Here is a 17,556-nt window from a genome sequence, read left to right on the forward strand (position 1 = left end):
TCCGTCAGTTTCCGGCCAGCAAGGCTTGCAGGCCGGCTTCGTCCAGAATTGCGACGCCCAGCTCCTGCGCCTTGGCCAACTTGCTGCCCGCTTCCTCGCCGGCCACCACGTAATGCGTCTTCTTGGACACGCTGCCGGAGACCTTGCCGCCGGCAGCCTCGATCAAGGCCTTGGCTTGGTCGCGGCTCAGCGTGGGCAGAGTGCCGGTCAGCACCAGCGTCTTGCCGTCCAGCGGCAGCGCCGCCTGCTCGGCAGCGGCCGGCAGGCTGGACACGATCTCGTCCCGCAGGCCGGCCAAGCGGCCCAGCGCCGCGCGGCGGTCCGGCTCGTCCAGCCAGTCGGCCAGCGCGTTCACCACTTCGGCCGGCAAGTCCAGATCCAGCAGCGCGCGCCGTTCGCTTTGCGCCAGCCAGGCCAGGCTGCACTGCGCGGCCAGTTGCTGGCTGCGCACCTCGGTCAGCCGCGGAATGGCCAACCGCGCCAGCAGCGCCGCGTCGTCCAGCCGCTCGCGCAGCTTGGGCGACGGCGCATGCTCGTCGGCCGGTTTCACTTCGGCCAGCAAGGCGTCCAGCGCTTTTTCATTGTTGTCCTCGGCGAAAAAATCGGCCAGCGAATCGGCCACCACGCCGCCGATGTCCGGCAGCGCGGCGAACAGCGCCGCCGGGCAACGGCGGATCAGCGCCATGGTGCCCAGCCAGTCGGCCAGCGTCTTGGCGGTGGATTCGCCGACATGGCGGATGCCCAGCGCGAACAGGAGCCGCGCCAAGGGCGGGGTGCGGCTGGCGTCTATCGCCGCGATCAGGTTTTCCGCCCACTTGCTGGCCACCTTGCCGGCCTTGACCGTCTCCGGCGTCGCGCCCTCGTCCTCGTCGGCGCGGCGCTTCATTTCCAGCAAGTCGTCCAGCCTCAGTCGGTACAGGTCGGCCACGCTCTTGACGTAGCCGTACTCGACCAGCTTGTCGATATAGCGCTCGCCCAGGCCGTCGATGTCCATCATGCGGCGGCCGGCGAAGTGCTGGATCGCCTGGCTGCGCTGGGCGCGGCAGGACAGCCCGCCGGAGCAGCGCGCCACCGCCTCGCCTTCCTCGCGCACCACGTGGCTGCCGCACACCGGACAAGCCGTGGGCAGGCGGTAAGCCGGGTATTGCGGCTCCTCGCCCGCGCTGAACAGGTCGCCGCCGGCGGCCGGCCGTATCGGCCGGCGCTCCAGCACCACGGACACCACCTCGGGGATCACGTCGCCGGCGCGGCGCACGATCACCGTGTCGCCGACTCTCACATCCTTGCGCCGCACTTCGTCCTCGTTGTGCAGCGTGGCGTTGGTGACGGTGACGCCGCCGACGAAGACCGGCTTGAGCCGCGCCACCGGCGTGATGGCGCCGGTGCGGCCCACCTGCTCCTCGATGGCCTCGACCGTGGTTTTCGCCTCTTCAGCTTGAAACTTATGTGCAATAGCCCATCTAGGTGCACGAGAAACAAACCCAAGTGTTTCTTGGGAACTACGGGAATTTACCTTATACACAACGCCATCAATGTCATATGGTAAATCACCACGCAAAGTAAGCACTTTTTCATAGTATGCGATAAGGCCTGCCACTCCGGGCACGACTGGCCTTAGCTCCCCTTGAGCGATGGGGAAACCAAGCTCTTTCAACCATACCATTTCACCATAATGAGTCTCTGGCCAAATAGCTCCTTCAACCTGAGCAATCGAATACGCAAAGAATGACAATCGCCGCTTCGCAGTTACTTTTGAGTCTAATTGACGCAAGCTACCTGCAGCCGCATTACGCGGATTCGCAAATGGCTTATGCCCTAACGAGAGCTGAGTTTCATTGAGTTTTAAAAAATCATTCTTTTTCATCAAAACTTCGCCCCTAACTTCAAGGAGCGTAGGCAGCGCTTCCATAGCAAGAAAACCTTGTGGCTCCTGCCTTTTCAACCGCAACGGAATAGACCTTATCGTCCTGACATTATCAGTGACTACTTCACCAGATACTCCATCTCCACGAGTAACTGCCCGTATTAGCACCCCGTTCTCATAGATCAAAGAGATTGCCAAGCCATCAAACTTAGGCTCAGTTGCATATTCAACTTGATTAACGCCTAAACTCTTCCTAACCCGATCATCAAACTGATAAATCTCAGCATGACGGTCCAAAGAGTTATTTTCATTCATGTTCGAAAAAGCATTATTCAGTGACAGCATTGGCACTAAATGAGTAGCGCTCTCAAATGCATCCAGCGGCGCGCCGCCGACTCGCTTCGTCGGCGAATCGGCCACCGCCAGTTCCGGATGCGCCTCTTCCAGCGCCTGCAATTCGCGGAACAGGCGGTCGTATTCGGCGTCGGGCACGGTCGGCGCGTCCAGCACGTAGTATTCATGGCCGTAACGGTTCAGCAGCTCGCGCAGCTCGGCTGCGCGCAGTTCATGTGCGGTCATCGGAAACTCTCGAACGGCAAAAGGGCCGGCATGGCCGGCCCCGGGTATCGTCAAATCATCGTTCAGGCGAACAAGCGCAGCGCGGCCACGCTGCCCGGCGCGATGCCGCGGTCGTCCATGCTGCCGTAGATGTGCAGCAACTGATCGCGGATGCGGCCCAGGCCGGCATCGGTCAGCACCCGGCGGTTGTCGTCCACCAATTGGGCATCGAACTCGTGGGCCAGTTGGCGGGCAAAATAGACGGCGCGGTCGAACACCTCCACCCCGCCGGCCACTCGCGGCACGTCGAACAGCAGCGTCAGCGCCGGGAAAGTCTTGTCCAGCAGCGTGTGGAAGGTGAACGGCATCTGATCCGCCGCCACCAGCGAGTAAAGGGTATTGCCGGAGTCCGCCAGATAGTGGAAGGCGCCATCCGGCTCCAGCTGCAGCCCGGCGGCTTCGGCGAAGCTGCGCAGGCGCGCGCCTTCGATCGGCGCCTTGGGCACGATGTTGATGCCGATCAGCACGTCCACATCGGCGCAGAAGCGATCCAGTTCGCGCGCCGCCACCAGCTTTTGCTGGCGCTGCGGGAAACTGACCGCCGCGTCGTGGTCCTCGGCGAAGCGCGATACCTGCTGGCAGAACGCGGCCAATTCCTGTTCGGTCACCGCGCCGGAGCGGTCCACCATTTGCATGCTGATGTTGATCTGCTTGTAGCGGGTGCCCGGCAGCGCCTCGGCTACTTTCCATAGCCCGCGCTCGGTGCGACCGATCAGCTGGGTGCGCTTGCCGACGTTGAAGCGCGGCATGGCCGCCAGCTCGTGCGGCTCGTGGAACAGCACCTCGGCGATGAAGTCCAGCGACGGGTCCAGCATGGCCACCACCAGCGCCTGATGATCGGCGGAGTCCATCGCCAGCTCGGCGTCGTCCTCCTCGTCTATCACCGGCACCTCAGCCGCCGCGGCCACAGGCTCCATGCGCTGAGCGGCATGGCGAGGCGGCTCCGGCGCGATGGCGGCCGCTTCCGGCAACTGCGGCTCGAACGGTTCCGCGTCGTCGTCGCGGTCGTCGAAATCGGCATCGACCAGCACCGGCTCCATGCGGTCGCTGCGGCCGTCGCGCACATTATTCTTCGGCACGTCCAGCAACACGTCATCCTGCGGACGGGCGAAAGCCTGCTGCGTCCGCCTGCGGAAACGCCATTCCTGAAACATGTTGAAGCCGAAAACCAGGGCGATCACGCCGCCGCCCAATATCAACACACCAATCTGCAATTCGCTCATCAGCCAGTCCGCTATTAAGGCGAATAATTCGAAGCCGCACCCTGTCCCCATGGACGCTATCGCTGGTCGGCCTCCCGCTATTATCCTGTCGCCGCCATTGCTGCAAAAGCCGGCAGCCACCCGTCCAAGACGGGCATTCCACGCTCATTATAACGAAAGCCCGCCTCGGCGCACCATTTGGCAGTACATAAACGCTTGACAAACGCCCTTGTCAATCCGATGTCATGCCAAACGGCCCGCGATGGCGGCTGCGGAACCCGGCAGCCTGGTATCAACTCAAACCGAATGAACATGACATTTCTGACAGGAGAATTTATTCATAGCGCGTGCAAGAATAACTCTGCTATTGGACCGTACTAGCCTGTACAACATTGCTTAGAACAGCACGGGGACTCTTTACGATGAAAAAATCCGATCAAGCCAGTTTCCTGCCTGTCGTTCGCGAATTGTCGCGCACCTATCAGGCTTTTGAACAATTCGCCAGCTACAACATCCGCCGGCTTGGGCTGACGCCGCCGCAATTCGATGTCGTCACCACCCTGGGCAACAGCCAGGGCATGAACTGCAAGGAGCTATCCGATCACACCCTGATCACCAAAGGCACCCTGACCGGCGTGCTGGATCGTCTGGAAGACAAGGGCATCGTCGCCCGCAGCATGCAGCCCAACGACCGGCGCAGCGTGTTCGTGGCGCTGACGCCGTATGGCCAGGAACTGTTCAGCCAAGCCTTTCCGGCGCATCTGGACTATATGCACAACGCCTTCCAGCAATTTGGCGAACAAGACCTGTCCGGCTTCTGCAATGAGCTGGGCCGGCTGCGCGCCAGCTTCAGCCAGGCGCTGGAACAACAGGAGAGCGAGCCGGCCTGAGCCCGGCATCGCCATCGGGCCGGTTAGCCGCCGGCCTGAAAGCGTATCGGCACCGTCAAGGTAGACTCAATGGCGGCGCCGTTGCGCACAGCCGGCGCGAAACGCCAGCGCGATACCGTTTCCAGCGCCGACTGGTCCAAGCGGCGGAAACCGCTGCTGCGCGCCAGCTCCACTGCCAGCGCGCGGCCGTTTATCCCTACGCGCACCTTGAGCAACACCACGCCCTCCTCCCCCTGCAGACGCGATCGCTCCGGGTAGGAGGGCTGAGGATTTTCCAGATAAGCCGGCGCATACAGCGCCTCGCGGTCGCCCTCGGCGCCCGTCTTGCCGCTTGCGCCCGGCGATTTGGCCTGACCACCATCCTTTGCTTCGTCATGCCCAATCGCCCGAGACTCGCCAGGCGCCGCTATGGTCGAGGAGCGGCTCGATTGCGCAGGCGCGGATGGACTCGGCTTTGCCGCAGCGCTTTGAGTCGGCGCTGCAGGACGCATCGGTTTTTCCATGTCCGGAGAGGAAAGGGCCTGGGATGGCTGCGGACTGCGCTGCATCATGGAGGGCGGCTCCTGCGGAGCGCCGCCTCGGCGGCGCATCGCCGCTGCCGAATCGCCAGCGCGCCCAAGCCTGCCGGCGACGCCACCCTCCGCTTGCCCCGCCTCTACCCCGCGCAAGGCCACCACCAGCTGCACCGCCGGTCTATTCGGTTCGAACTGCCACGGCAGCCATAGCAGCCACAACAGCAAGCCATGCGCCAGCAGCGACAGCGGCAGGGCCCAACGCATCATCGCCTCAGCATCGCATTGCCGCGCGCGGACGGCTGTAATGCCACCATGCGATCACCATGCATAAGAGATAGAACAGGAAAAACATCGCGAACGCCGGCAAGAAACTGCCGAACCAATCCAAAGCCGAGCCGAAGGCCTTCGGAATGACGAAGCCGCCGAACGCCGCCATCACCGAGCTGACATTCATCGCCGACGCGCCGCGCCGGCCGCCGCGCAGATAGGCCTGCTGCAGGCTTTCGCCATGCTGTTGGGCATCGCGCCCGGCCAGGATCAGAAACACTTTGGGCGCCAGCTGATAAGACGAACCGTTGCCGACGCCTGCGGCAAAGAAAAGCAACTGGAACGTCGCCAGAAACAGCCAGAACGAACCGCCGCTGCCGGCGGACGGCATGCCCAGGTAAACGCCGATAGTGCCTGCCGCCATCAACAGATTGGCCGCGACGGTGGCGATGCCGCCGCCCACCTTGTCGCCCATCCAGCCGCCCAGCGGGCGCGACAAGGCGCACACCATGGGACCGACGAATAGATACGGGCTGGCGTCGATATGCGGGAACATCGCCCGCGCCAGCAAAGGAAACGCCGCGGAAAAACCCAGAAAAGTCCCGTAGCTGCCCATGTACAACAGGCAGATATACCAGGTGTGGGGGTCTTTCATCGCGTCCAATTGATCGTGCGGCGTGATGCGCAGCTTGGGCAGATCATGCGCGTACAGCAGGCAAGCCAGGGCGATCAGCACGATCAGGGGCAGCCAGATGTAGGCGGCGTTCTGCAGCCAGACGAAATGCACCTCGCCGCCGCGCCCCCACACTTGCGGCTCGCCGGCCGCGTATCCGAACAAGGGATAGAGAATGCACAGCGGAATCAGCAACTGCGCGACCGACACCCCTAGATTGCCGAGTCCTGCATTCAGCCCCATCGCCAGGCCCTTCTCGGACTTGGGAAAGAAGAAACTGGTATTCGACAGATGCGAGGCGCTGGCGCCGCCGCCTATGCCGCACAAGGCGGCCACCAGCAGCAACTGCCAGAACGGCGAGGCTATATCCTGCACCACCCGGCCGACGCCCCAAGCCGGCAGCAACAGGAACAGCGTGGACAGCCCCAGCCATAGTCCGCCGCCCACCCAGCTCCAGGCCCAGGAATAGATCAGGCGCATCAAGGCGCCCACCAGCGGCGGAATCGACACCAGCAGAAATTGCTGCTGGCCGGAAATCAGGAAACCCACCGCCGGCAGGTTGACCACCACCATGCTCCACATCATCCAGATGTTGAAGTTCAGGTGCAGCGAGAAAATGGACAGCCACAGATTGCGCCGAGCGATGCCGCGGCCGCGGCTCAGCCAGAAAATGACGTTTTCCGGCTCCCAACGTTTGATGCTTACGGTCATGAACGGATTCCACGATGGCGACACAACGCAGCCGGACAGTTACGACTCGTCCCAACAGCCGGCGGCGCAGTATGCCATCCTGCCGCCGGGCCGAACCTTGCGCCGCGTCAAGCCGACTATCAGGCTGTCTCGCGCATCTTCAGCGCCTCGACGATATCCACCGCCACGATGCGGCTGACGCCTTGCTCCTGCATCGTCACGCCCACCAGCTGCTCGGCCATCTCCATGGTCAGCCGGTTGTGTGAAATATAGAGGAACTGGGTGCGCTCGGACATCTGTTTGACCAAGTCGCAGAAGCGGCTGGTATTGGCATCGTCCAGCGGCGCGTCCACCTCGTCCAAGAGGCAGAACGGCGCCGGGTTCAGGCTGAACAGCGAGAACACCAGGCTCATCGCGGTCAGCGCCTTCTCGCCGCCGGACAACAGGTGAATCGTGCTGTTCTTCTTGCCCGGCGGCTGGGCGATGATCTGCACGCCGGCGTCCAGCAGGTCTTCGCCGGTCAAGACCAGCTCGGCGCGGCCGCCGCCGAACAGCGTGGGGAAAAACTCGCGCATCTTGGCGTTGACCGCGTCATAGGTGGCTTGCAGCATGTCGCGGGTTTCGCCGTCTATCTTGCCGATGGCCTCGACCAGCGTTTCCATCGCCTGGTTCAGGTCGTCGGACTGGTTCTGCAGGTATTCGCCGCGCTTCTTCGCCTCGTCCAGTTCCTGCAGCGCCGCCAGGTTGACCGCGCCCAGCCCCTCCAGCGCGCGCGCCAGGCGAGCGATCTCGGCGGCCAGGGCGTTTGGCTTGACGCCTTCGTTGAGGTCGGCCAGCAGCGCGGTTTCGTCGGCCTCGGCCTGAGCCAGCTCCTCGGCGAAACGCTCCATCGCCAAGCGGGCTTCCTGATGCTTGAGCAGCCAATCCGAGCGCGCCTCGCGCAAGGCTGGCAGCGCGGCATTGGCCTCGTGCTGACGCTGGCCGATCTCGCGCATCCGCTCGGTCAGCTGGTTCAGCCTGTCGCGCGCGGCGGACAGTTCGCCCTCGCGCGTTTCGCGCTCGGCCAGCGCCAGTTGCAGCGCCTCTTCCGGCACCGCCTCGTCTACCGTTTCCGATTCGCCGGCCAGCGCCTCCAGCCGCTCCTGCAATTGCTCGTCGCGGTCGGCGAGTTCGCGGCCTCGGCGCGACAACTCGGCCACTCTCTGCTCGGCGCTATGCAAGGCCAGCTTGATCTCGTGCAGCACGCGCTCCGCGTCGCGGGCCTTGTTGCGCGCCAGCTCCAGCCGGGTTTCCGCGTTCAGCCGCGCCAGCCGGACGTCCTCCAGCTGCAGCGCCAGCTCCTCCAGCGTCAGCGCCGCCTCCTCGCCCATCAGCTCGGCCTCGGCGATGCCCTCCGCCGCCAGCCGCCGCTCCTCGGCGATGCGGCCGCGCTCGGCCTCGATGGCTGAAAGACGCGCCGCGCCCTGGCGCGCCGCCTGGTCCAGCTTGACGTGCTCCAGCGTGGCGGCGTTAAGCTCGGCCTCCAGCCGGGTCAGCGAACCCTTCTGGCCGCGCACGGCCTCGGCCAGCATATTGCCCATGCTCAAGAGGCTGTCGCGCTTCTTCTGCAAGGCGTCGATTTCCGGCCGCAAAGCCTCGGCGCGGGCGGCGGCCTGATCCAATTGCTGCTTGCGCGCCATCAGGCCGTCGCCGCTGGCTTCGGCGTGGAAGCGCACGCTGACGGCATCCACGCGATGGCCTTCCGGCGTCAGCCAGCATTCGCCGGCCGCCAGCTCGCCGCGGCGCGCCAAAGCGGCGTCCAGCGTCTCGGCCAGATAGACGCCAGCCAGCCAGTCGCCCAAGGCCGCATCGAAAGGCGCTTGCGCCTTCGCTTCTGCCAGCAGCGACGGCCAGGCGCGCGCAGGCAGTCCGGCCGCAGCGGCGCGCTTGCCGTCCACCAGCGCCAGCGCGGCGGGCGGCGGCGTGCCGGGCAAGGCCGTGGCGCGGGCGGACAAACGCTCGCCCAGCACCGCTTCCAGCGCTTGTTGCCAGCGCGCGTCCAACTGCAGCGATTGCCATAGCTGCGGCGCGTCGGCCAAGCCATGCTTGTCCAGCCAGCCGGCCAATTGCTCGTCGGCCGCTTCGCGCTGCAGCAAGGCCGCCAGCGCGGCGGCCTCGGCCTCGGCGCGCGCCAATTCCGTGCGTTTGGCGGACAACTGCTGGTCCAGCTTTTCGCGCTCGGCGGCCAAATCCGCCTGCTTGGCCTCGTCCGCCACCAGCCTGGCGCGCACGGCGTCCAGCGCGGCCTTGGCCTTGTCGACCTCCTGTTTCGCCGCTTCCAGCGCGCCGTGCTCCGGCAGATTCAGGTCGGACAGTTCGCGCGTCAGCGCGGCGTCGCGCCCATCCAGCTGCTGCTGGCCGCGCTGCCAGTGTTCGATTTGCTGCCGCGACAAATCGCGTTCGCGCGTCAGATTGGCCTGCTGCGCGGTCAGCTGCGCTTGTTGCTGGTCCAGTTGGCGGAAAGCCGCCTCGGCGGTCGGCAGTTCGTCTGCGCCGTCCTCCAGCGCCATCTGCGCTTCTTCCTGCCGCAACTGCGCCTCTTCCAGCCGCGGCAGCCAGTCGTCCAATTCGGCCTCCACCTGCTGCCGGTTGTCCGCCAGTTGCTGGCGCTCGCTGCGCGCGGCGGCCAGATCGCGCTCCAGCCGCTGCCGGCTCTGCTCGCGGTGGCGCTGCGCCTCTTCCAGACGCGCCAGCTGGGCATTGGCCTCGAACAGCCGCTGCTGCGCCTCATGCACGGCGTCGCTGGCGGCGAAGTGCTGTTCGCGCACCGTTTCCTGCTCGGTTTCCAGGTGGGTGACCGCCGCTTCCAGCGCGGCTTCTTCGGTTTCGATGCGCGCCAGCTCGCCGCGGGCATGCGCCTCGTTGCGCGCCGCCTCCTCGCGCCGCGCCAGGGCCAGCAGGTTCTGCTTGTGGGTCAGCGCGCCGCGCATGTCGTGGTATTGCGCGGCCACTTCGGCTTGTTCGGACAGCCTCTCCACCTGGCGTTCCAGCTCCTGCCGCAGGTCGGCGATGCGCTCCAGGTTGGCGCGGGTGTCGGACAGGCGGTTTTCCGTTTCGCGGCGGCGCTCCTTGTACTTGGACACGCCGGCCGCCTCTTCCAGATAGGCGCGCAGCTCCTCCGGCCGCGCCTCGATGATGCGCGAAATCATGCCCTGCTCGATCACGGCGTAGCCGCGCGCGCCGACGCCGGTGCCGAGGAACAGATCGGTGATGTCGCGCCGCCGCACCTGCTGGCTATTGATGTAGTAGCTGGATTCGCCCTGGCGGGTCAGCACCCGCTTGATGGCCACTTCGGCGTACTGGCCCCAGGGACCGGTAAGCTGGCCGTCGGCGTTGTCGAACACCAGCTCGACCGAAGCGCGCGACACCGGCTTGCGGCTGGACGAACCGTTGAAGATCACGTCCTGCATGGATTCGCCGCGCAGCTGTTTGGCGGACGACTCGCCCAGCACCCAGCGCACGGCGTCGATCACGTTCGACTTGCCGCAGCCGTTGGGGCCGATGACCGCCACCAGTTGGCCCGGCACCGCGATGCTGGTGGGGTCGACGAATGACTTGAAACCGGCGAGCTTGATATGGGTCAGGCGCAAAACGTCCTCGCTGCGAAAGGGAGCAAACTGTTTATTTTATCAGGCTGCGACAGACTGCGGGTCGATGGACTATTTCGACCGAAAATTGTCGTGAAACGGGCTAGCCAGCGGCAAGGACACTTGTGCCATAATGCCCGTATGGAATCCTTATCGCTGTCCAATCACTTCCTGATCGCCATGCCCGGCATGGCGGATCCCCTGTTCGCCAAGTCTCTGGTCTATCTGTGCGAGCACGGTGAGCACGGCGCCATGGGGCTGATCATCAACAAGCCATCCGGCATCGCCATGGCCCAGTTGTTCGATCAGATCGATCTGCCGCTGGATGACGAAGACACCCGCACCGGCGTGGTGTACTTCGGCGGTCCGGTGCAGCCGGACCGCGGCTTCGTGCTGCATCAACCGGCCGGCAACTGGCAATCCAGCCTGATGGTGACCGACGATGTGGCGCTGACCACGTCCAAGGATGTGCTGACGGCGGTGTCTCAGGGCAAGAAGCCGGAGAGGCTGCTGATCTCGCTCGGCTACGCCGGCTGGTCGGCCGGCCAACTGGAGCAGGAAATCGCCGACAACGGCTGGCTGACGGTGCCGGCAGACCCGGCCATCGTGTTCGACCTGCCCTGCGAAGACCGCTACGACGCCGCCATGGCGCTGCTCGGCTTCGATCCCTCGCTGCTGTCCTCGGATGTCGGCCATGCCTGAGGGTTGCGCGCTGGCTTTCGATTTTGGCGAACGCCGCATCGGCGTCGCCGTCGGCGATACCCTGCTGGGCATCCCGCATCCCTTGGCCACCATTGACACGCCCGTCACCGACGAGCGCTTCGCCGCCATCGCCAAGCTGATCGCGGAATGGCAGCCCAAACAGCTGGTGGTGGGCCTGCCCATGCACCCGGATGGCGTCGAGCATGAGATGTCCGCGCTGTCGCGCCGCTTCGCCAACCGGCTGAAGGGACGCTTCGGCCTGCCGGTATGGCTGGTGGACGAGCGCTACACCTCGGTCATCGCCGAGCAGCTGCTGGAAGAGGCCGGCGTCAAGAAAGGCCGCAAGCAGAAACCGGCGCTGGACCAAGTGGCGGCGCAAGCCATCCTGGCCGGCTGGTTCGAGCAGCCCGGCACCGCCGTTTGATGCTGGCCAAGTTTCCGGCGCTGCTGTTGATCGCCATCGGCGTCGCCGGTTTTGGCTGGCTGTGGCGCCAGGCGCAGTTGGCCAATGCCGCGCAGGATTGGCCATCCACGATGGGCACCGTCGAACGCAGCGAGGTGGAATGGCGCGTGCGCCGCGGCGCCGACAACCACGATCAGCGCGAATACCGCGCCGCTGTCTCCTACCGTTATCAAGTCAACGGCCAAACCTACTCATCCAGCGCCATCCGCATCCCCGATATCGGCTTCGGCGGCAGCCAGACGCTGGCGGAAGACTTCGCGCGCCGTTACCCGGCGAGCGCTTCCATACCCGTTCGCTACAATCCGGCCAAGCCGGAACAGGCCTGCCTGGAAACCGGCGCGCACTGGAGCGTGCGGGCCGGACAACTGCTGATGCTGCTGTTAGCCGCGGCTGGCGTTTTTCTGCTGACCCGCAACTGAAAGCGCCTTTGGCAGTAGAGGCGGCGGACCGCGCCCAGCGCAACTGCGCCGCCCAAACGACAACAGGCCCGATTCCCGGGCCTGTTTGCTTTCCATCATGCCGACGGATCAGCGGCTGCCTTGCTTGCGGCCTTCCTTTTCCTTCAGCTTTTCTTCGCGCAGGATGGCGCGCTCGGCGGCGATCGCCTTGGCGCGCTTCTCCCACACCGCCCACTCGTCCGGGCGCTCCAGCGTGATGCGGCCGGTCTGGCCATCGCGAAAATCGGTCAGCACGATCTCGGCCGCTTTCTGCATATTGATGCGGCCGCCGGACAGCACCGCGCCGCGCCGCTTGCCGATCAGTTCCAGCGCCTGCCAGTCCTGCATGCCTTCCAGCGTTTCCTCATCCAGCTTGTAGCGGGCGGCCAGATCGGCGCGGTAATGGACCAGCAGGTATTTCAGCAGCTCCAGCGCCACTTCCTCCTCGTCCATCGCGTTGCGGCCGACCGCGCCGCTGGCGGCCAGATTGTAGCCGCCCTCTTCCACCTCGATCTTCGGCCATAGCATGCCGGGGGTGTCGTACAGCTCGAAATCGTCTTCCAGAATGATGCGCTGCTCGTTCTTGGTCACGCCCGGCATATTGCCGGTCTTGGCGATCTTGCGGCTGGACATGCTGTTGATCAGCGTGGACTTGCCGACATTGGGGATGCCGCAGATCAGCACGCGCAGCGGCTTTTCCAGGCCGCTGCGGGTCGGCGCCAGCGCGCGGCAGGCGGCGATCAGCCGCTGCGCCGGGGCGCGTTCGCCGGCATCCATGCCCAGCGCCTCGGTTTGCGTCTTGGCGCGGTACCAGGTCAGCCATTGTTCGGTGATGGCCGGATCGGCCAGATCCTGCTTGTTCAGGATCATCAGCCGCGGCTTGCCCTTGGCCATGCGCGCCAGCATGGGGTTGGCGCTGGAAGCCGGCAGACGCGCGTCCAGCAGCTCGATGACGACATCAATATCTTTGAGGCGCTCGGCGACATCCTTGCGCGCCTTGTTCATATGGCCGGGAAACCATTGGATTGCCATTGTTCAACGCTTTCTAATCGGGTCCAGCAGATAAGTCAGACCATTGTGGTCCAGTTCATGCATCAGTTGCAGCAGGCGGCCGATCTCGCCGGGCGGAAAGCCCTCGCGGGCGAACCAATTCAGGTAATTGCCCGGCAGCTCGCAAATCAGCGCGCCCTTGTGCTTGCCGAAGGGCATGGCGCGGGTGGTCAGGTTCAGCAGATCTTCGGCTTGCATGATGGCAGGTATAGATGGCGGTTGCGCATTGTGCCAAAGCCGGCGGCTTGCTGCCAGGCTTGACGTGGGACAAGCCGGCGGCGGGTTTCGCGGCGGCCCGGGCGTGAGCGGTTTAGCATGGCGTCACAGCAATCCGGGCCGGAAACTCGCCGGCCGCGTTTTACCGGTTCGCGCAGAGCCGTTTGCGGGCGCCACGGCGCCCGCCTTTTCATTGCAGCGGCAGCGGCTTGCGGTCGTTGAAATACAGAAAACCCTTCACCACGCGGTAGATGTACCACACCCACACCGCGAACAGCACCACGCCGCCGACCAACAGCCACAACGTGGCAAAGCCGATGACGTAGCCGAGCAGAGCCAGCCAGAAAGTGCGGATCTGCCACTCGAAATGGCTTTCATACAGCGTGCCGCGCACCTCGTCGCGCTTCACGTAGTTGATGATGACCGCGACGATGCCGGTCACGCCCACCAGCAGGCTCACCGCCTGCAGAATGTAGACGGTCAGCGTCAGATTGTTCAGCCTGCGTTCGTTCTCGTCGAGCAGTTCCAGCTCCATCGCATCTCCTTGGTGGTTAACGGGCAAACAAGGCGGCAAAGCGCGCCGCCACGGTGCGGCGAAACGCCAGGCTGGCCGGCACGGCCTGTTCGCCCTGCGCCGACGCCGGCGCGGCGCTCCAGCCCTGCAGCACGCCCTCGGTCCGGCCAGCCGGCAGCAACAACGGCAGCGTGGGCGTCCATTCCCAACCGGCGGCCTCGGCAAACTGCCGCGCGCGGAGGTTGGCTTCGTCCAGCAAGGACAGTTCGTCCAGGCCCACTGCCAGTTGCCGCCATTCCAGCAACAACATGCGCGCCGCCAGCCAATCGGCCGCCTCGGCGATGCGAGATGGCGTCCTGCCCCGCGGGAGGCCGCGGCGCAGCGCCAGATGCAGCGCCAATTGGCGGATTTCCGGCAGCAGCGACTCCAGCAGACACGCCGCTTGCGGCGGAAACTGAGGCGAGCCCGGACGATACGCCAGCCACTCGCCATCAGTCGCCAAGGCAACCGGATACCCTGTCAGCGGCGCGTGAGGCTGCTGGGCATGGGTGGCGAGAATGAGGGCGTCGCTGATTTCGTTCATGGCTCTGTCTCCTGGAGCGTGAAATCCGCCTGACCGGAGACCATGTGCTGCGTTGGAGCTTCAAACACAAATGCCGCCGGTGATCGGCGGCATGGTCGGGTAGTGCGCTCAGTCCTGATGACTGCCGAGCCTATCCCTGGCGCCGCCGGGAGGGGCGGTACCAATAATAGGCGTGGGCGAAAAATACATTTGGGGCGAGCATTCGACCATGCTGCCAACGATGGCGGCCGCCGTCAAGCCATTGTTTCGCAAGACTTGATCTGCAGCCATGCAAAAAGGCCGGGTTTTCCGACGGAAAGCCCGGCCTGGCGCGGCGACAAACCGCCCGATCACATATTCGGGTAGTTCGGCCCGCCGCCGCCTTCCGGCGTCACCCAATTGATGTTCTGGGTCGGATCCTTGATGTCGCAGGTCTTGCAGTGCACGCAGTTCTGCGCGTTGATCTGCAGCCGCGGCTTGCCCTCCTCCGCGCCCACGATCTCGTACACGCCGGCCGGGCAGTAGCGCTGCTCCGGCGCGTCGTACTTGGCCAGATTGATGGCGATCGGCACCGCCGCGTCCTTCAGCTTCAGGTGCGGCGGCTGGTCCTCGCTGTGATTGACATTGGCGATGAACACCGACGACAGGCGGTCGAAGGTCAACACGCCGTCCGGCTTGGGGTATTGAATGCGGTTGAACTCATAAGCCGGCCGCAGCGCCTCGTTGTCGGCGTGCTTGTGGCGCAGCGTCCACGGCGCGCGGCCGCGGAACAGGAAGGTGTCGATGGCCGAATAGATCATCGCCGGCCACAGCCCCCAGCGGAACGACGGCCGGATATTGCGCACCTTGTACAGCTCGTCATGGACCCAGCTTTGCTTGAACTTGGCGGAATAGCCCTTGGCTTCGCCGCCTTGCGCCTTTGCCTCGTCGCCCAGCAGCTCGTACACGGCTTCCGCCGCCAGCATGGCCGACTTCATCGCGGTATGGGTGCCCTTGATCTTGGGCACGTTGAGGAAGCCGGCGGTGTCGCCGACCAGCACGCCTCCGGGGAAGGTCAGCTTGGGCAGGCTCTGGATGCCGCCCTCGGTCAGCGCGCGCGCGCCATAGGACACGCGGCGGCCGCCCTCGAAGACTTTCTTGATCGCCGGATGGGTCTTGAAGCGCTGGAATTCCTCGAACGGCGACAGATACGGGTTCTGGTAATCCAGGCCCACCACGAAGCCGACCGCCACCAGATTGTCTTCCAAGTGGTACAGGAAGGAGCCGCCATAGGTGGCGGTATCCATCGGCCAACCCACGGTGTGGGTGATATGGCCGGGCTGATGGTTTTCCGGCAGCACTTCCCACAGCTCCTTGATGCCGATGCCGAAAGTTTGCGGATCGGAACCATCGGTCAGGTGGAAGCGCGACAGCAGCGTCTTGGTCAGCGAGCCGCGGCAGCCTTCGGCGAAGATGGTCTGCTTGGCCCACAGCTCCATGCCCGGCTCGCCGTCCAGATCGCCGTTCTTGCCGGTGCCGACGGCGCCGGTGGCCACGCCCTTGACCGATCCGTCCTCGTGGTACAGCACCTCGGCCGCGGCGAAGCCCGGGTAGATTTCCACCCCCAGGTTCTCCGCCTGCTGGCCCAGCCAGCGACAGAAGTTGCCCAGGCTGACGATATAGTTGCCCTTGTTGTGCATCTGCGGCGGCGTCGGCAGCTGGATGGACTCGGTTTCCGTCAGATAGAGGAAGCGGTCGGCTTGGGCCGGCGTGTTCAGCGGCGCGTCCAATTCTTTCCAGTTGGGCAGCAGCTCGGTCAGCGCGCCGGTTTCGATCACCGCGCCGGACAGGATGTGGGCGCCGATCTCGGAGCCTTTCTCCAGCAGACAGACGCTGATGTCGCGGCCTTGCTCGGCCGCCAGCTGTTTCAGACGGATCGCGGCGGACAGCCCGGCTGGGCCGCCGCCGACGATCACTACGTCGTATTCCATGTATTCGCGTTGCACCGTTTCTCCTTTGCGCCCGCTGGGACTTATTGATTTGATTGACATCATGCTATGAAGACGGCAAGACGTCAAAATCAAACAAGCGTTTAAACGGTGCCATTGTTGCGCAATGCGACAATGTCCGAATCCACGTAACCCAACGCGCGCAAGATCTGCTCAGTATGTTCGCCCAGATCGGGCGGGGCTAGATTGTACTCGACCGGCGTGCCGGATAGTTTGATCGGACACCCTACCATGGGAACTTGCCGCCCCTCGGCGTCGGTCATCGTCAGTTCCATGCCGCGCGCCTGCGTTTGCGGATCCTCAAACGCCTCGGCCACATCGTTGATCGGCCCGCACGGCACGCCGGCCTTGTCCAGCCGCTCCAGCCAGTAATCGCGCCCGTGATGACGGAAGGCCATCGCCAGCAGCGACACCAGATGCAAGCGGTTGGCGACGCGCTGCGGGTTGGTGACGAAGCGCGCGTCGCGCGCCCACTGCGGCTGGCCGATGATGCGGCATACATCGACGAACTGTTTGTCGTTGCCGCAGGCCAGGATGAAATGGCCGTCGGACGCGGAGAACACCTGATACGGCACGATATTGGCGTGGGCATTGCCCAGCCGCGGCGGCACCGTCCGTCCCACCAGCCAATTGGACGCCACATTGGCCAGCATGGCCAGCGAGCAGTCGAACAGCGCCATGTCGATATGCTGGCCCGCGCCGGTGCGCTCGCGGGCGATCAGCGCGGCCTGCACCGCGTTGGCGGCATACAGGCCGGTGAACAGATCGGACACCGCCACGCCCACCTTGTGCGGCTCGCCATCGGCCGGGCCGGTGATGCTCATCAGGCCGGACATGCCCTGCACGATGTAGTCGTAGCCGGCATAACTGGCATAAGGGCCGGTTTGGCCGAAGCCGGTGATCGAGCAATACACCAGCTTGGGATTGATCGCCTTCAAGCTGTCATAGTCCAGGCCGTACTTCTTCAAACCACCCACTTTGTAGTTTTCCAGCACCACATCGGCGTCCGCCGCCAGCCGGCGGATGATCTCCTGCCCGTCCGGCTGCGTGATGTCCACCGTCAGCGAACGCTTGCCGCGATTGGCGCACAGATAATAGGCTGCTCGCCCGTCCGGCAGGCTGGGCGGCGACCATTGCCGCGTGTCATCGCCGCTGCCCGGCTTTTCGATCTTGATTACCTCCGCGCCCAGGTCCGCCAGCAGTTGGCTGGCCCATGGCCCCGCCAGCACCCGGCTCAGATCCACCACCTTGATACCCGCCAACGCTCCAGCCATCGCGA

At 64.6% G+C, this 17,556-nt stretch carries 15 protein-coding genes; 4 read left to right on the forward strand and 11 right to left on the reverse strand.

Features of this window, described 5'->3' with window-relative positions; translation table 11 throughout:
* Positions 1-4 precede the first annotated feature (4 nt).
* Together ligA and QUG01_RS07255 are read right to left on the reverse strand one after the other, a co-directional pair.
* Complete coding sequence (gene ligA / locus QUG01_RS07250) at positions 5-2,443, reverse strand: NAD-dependent DNA ligase LigA (RefSeq protein ID WP_500829537.1); 2,439 nt, start codon at positions 2,441-2,443, stop codon at positions 5-7.
* A 62-nt stretch (positions 2,444-2,505) separates the two neighbouring features.
* Positions 2,506-3,705 (reverse strand): cell division protein ZipA C-terminal FtsZ-binding domain-containing protein, encoded by a 1,200-nt coding sequence (locus QUG01_RS07255; protein ID WP_500829538.1) that lies wholly within the window; start codon positions 3,703-3,705, stop codon positions 2,506-2,508.
* A gap of 401 nt (positions 3,706-4,106) precedes the next feature.
* On the opposite strand from QUG01_RS07255, the gene QUG01_RS07260 reads away from it, so the two are divergent.
* A complete protein-coding gene (locus QUG01_RS07260) occupies positions 4,107-4,574 on the forward strand; it encodes a MarR family winged helix-turn-helix transcriptional regulator (protein WP_103317936.1) in 468 nt (155 codons plus the stop codon).
* Between the two features lie 23 nt (positions 4,575-4,597).
* On the opposite strand, the gene QUG01_RS07265 is transcribed toward QUG01_RS07260, so the two are convergent.
* The 3 genes from QUG01_RS07265 to smc all read right to left on the reverse strand — a co-directional run bounded on the left by QUG01_RS07265 (position 4,598) and on the right by smc (position 10,348).
* The gene (locus tag QUG01_RS07265; protein ID WP_500829539.1) at positions 4,598-5,356 is read right to left on the reverse strand and encodes an energy transducer TonB; all 759 of its coding nucleotides are present in this window, start codon (positions 5,354-5,356) and stop codon (positions 4,598-4,600) included.
* Between the two features lie 4 nt (positions 5,357-5,360).
* Entirely contained in the window at positions 5,361-6,740 is a 1,380-nt protein-coding gene (locus QUG01_RS07270; RefSeq protein ID WP_500829540.1) for an MFS transporter, read from the reverse strand.
* Between the two features lie 119 nt (positions 6,741-6,859).
* On the reverse strand, positions 6,860-10,348 hold the full coding sequence (gene smc, locus QUG01_RS07275; protein WP_500829541.1) for a chromosome segregation protein SMC: 3,489 nt from the start codon (positions 10,346-10,348) through the stop codon (positions 6,860-6,862).
* A gap of 138 nt (positions 10,349-10,486) precedes the next feature.
* Here smc and QUG01_RS07280 point away from each other — a divergent pair, with 138 nt between their 5' ends.
* Genes QUG01_RS07280 through QUG01_RS07290 form a run of 3 tightly spaced genes read left to right on the forward strand, consistent with a single transcriptional unit; the run spans position 10,487 to position 11,929 of the window.
* Positions 10,487-11,047, forward strand: coding sequence for a YqgE/AlgH family protein (locus QUG01_RS07280; protein ID WP_071110619.1), 561 nt, complete (start codon positions 10,487-10,489; stop codon positions 11,045-11,047).
* Complete coding sequence (gene ruvX, locus QUG01_RS07285; protein ID WP_274771182.1) at positions 11,031-11,471, forward strand: Holliday junction resolvase RuvX; 441 nt, start codon at positions 11,031-11,033, stop codon at positions 11,469-11,471. The genes QUG01_RS07280 and ruvX overlap by 17 nt, the downstream gene beginning before the upstream one ends.
* Complete coding sequence (locus QUG01_RS07290) at positions 11,471-11,929, forward strand: DUF3592 domain-containing protein (RefSeq protein ID WP_500829542.1); 459 nt, start codon at positions 11,471-11,473, stop codon at positions 11,927-11,929. Before ruvX ends, QUG01_RS07290 begins: the two co-directional genes overlap by 1 nt.
* A 108-nt stretch (positions 11,930-12,037) precedes the next feature.
* Here the strand turns inward: QUG01_RS07290 and ylqF are convergent, their stop codons facing one another.
* The 6 genes from ylqF to QUG01_RS07320 form a co-directional block, all read right to left on the reverse strand.
* On the reverse strand, positions 12,038-12,979 hold the full coding sequence (ylqF, locus tag QUG01_RS07295; RefSeq protein WP_500829543.1) for a ribosome biogenesis GTPase YlqF: 942 nt from the start codon (positions 12,977-12,979) through the stop codon (positions 12,038-12,040).
* A 3-nt stretch (positions 12,980-12,982) separates the two neighbouring features.
* Positions 12,983-13,195: a DUF3820 family protein gene (locus QUG01_RS07300; RefSeq protein ID WP_500829544.1), complete on the reverse strand. Its 213-nt coding sequence runs from the start codon at positions 13,193-13,195 to the stop codon at positions 12,983-12,985.
* A gap of 208 nt (positions 13,196-13,403) precedes the next feature.
* Positions 13,404-13,748 carry a DUF4870 family protein gene (locus QUG01_RS07305; RefSeq protein ID WP_500829545.1) on the reverse strand — a complete coding sequence of 115 codons (345 nt, stop codon included), beginning with the start codon at positions 13,746-13,748 and terminating at the stop codon, positions 13,404-13,406.
* A 16-nt stretch (positions 13,749-13,764) separates the two neighbouring features.
* Entirely contained in the window at positions 13,765-14,310 is a 546-nt protein-coding gene (locus QUG01_RS07310; RefSeq protein WP_500829546.1) for a hypothetical protein, read from the reverse strand.
* A gap of 329 nt (positions 14,311-14,639) precedes the next feature.
* The gene (locus QUG01_RS07315; protein WP_500829559.1) at positions 14,640-16,259 is read right to left on the reverse strand and encodes an electron transfer flavoprotein-ubiquinone oxidoreductase; all 1,620 of its coding nucleotides are present in this window, start codon (positions 16,257-16,259) and stop codon (positions 14,640-14,642) included.
* Positions 16,260-16,360: 101 nt separating this feature from the next.
* A complete protein-coding gene (locus QUG01_RS07320) occupies positions 16,361-17,551 on the reverse strand; it encodes a CaiB/BaiF CoA transferase family protein (RefSeq protein ID WP_261174211.1) in 1,191 nt (396 codons plus the stop codon).
* Positions 17,552-17,556 lie beyond the last annotated feature (5 nt).

The sequence above is a fragment of the Chromobacterium sp. CCUG 76385 genome, assembly GCF_059916625.1.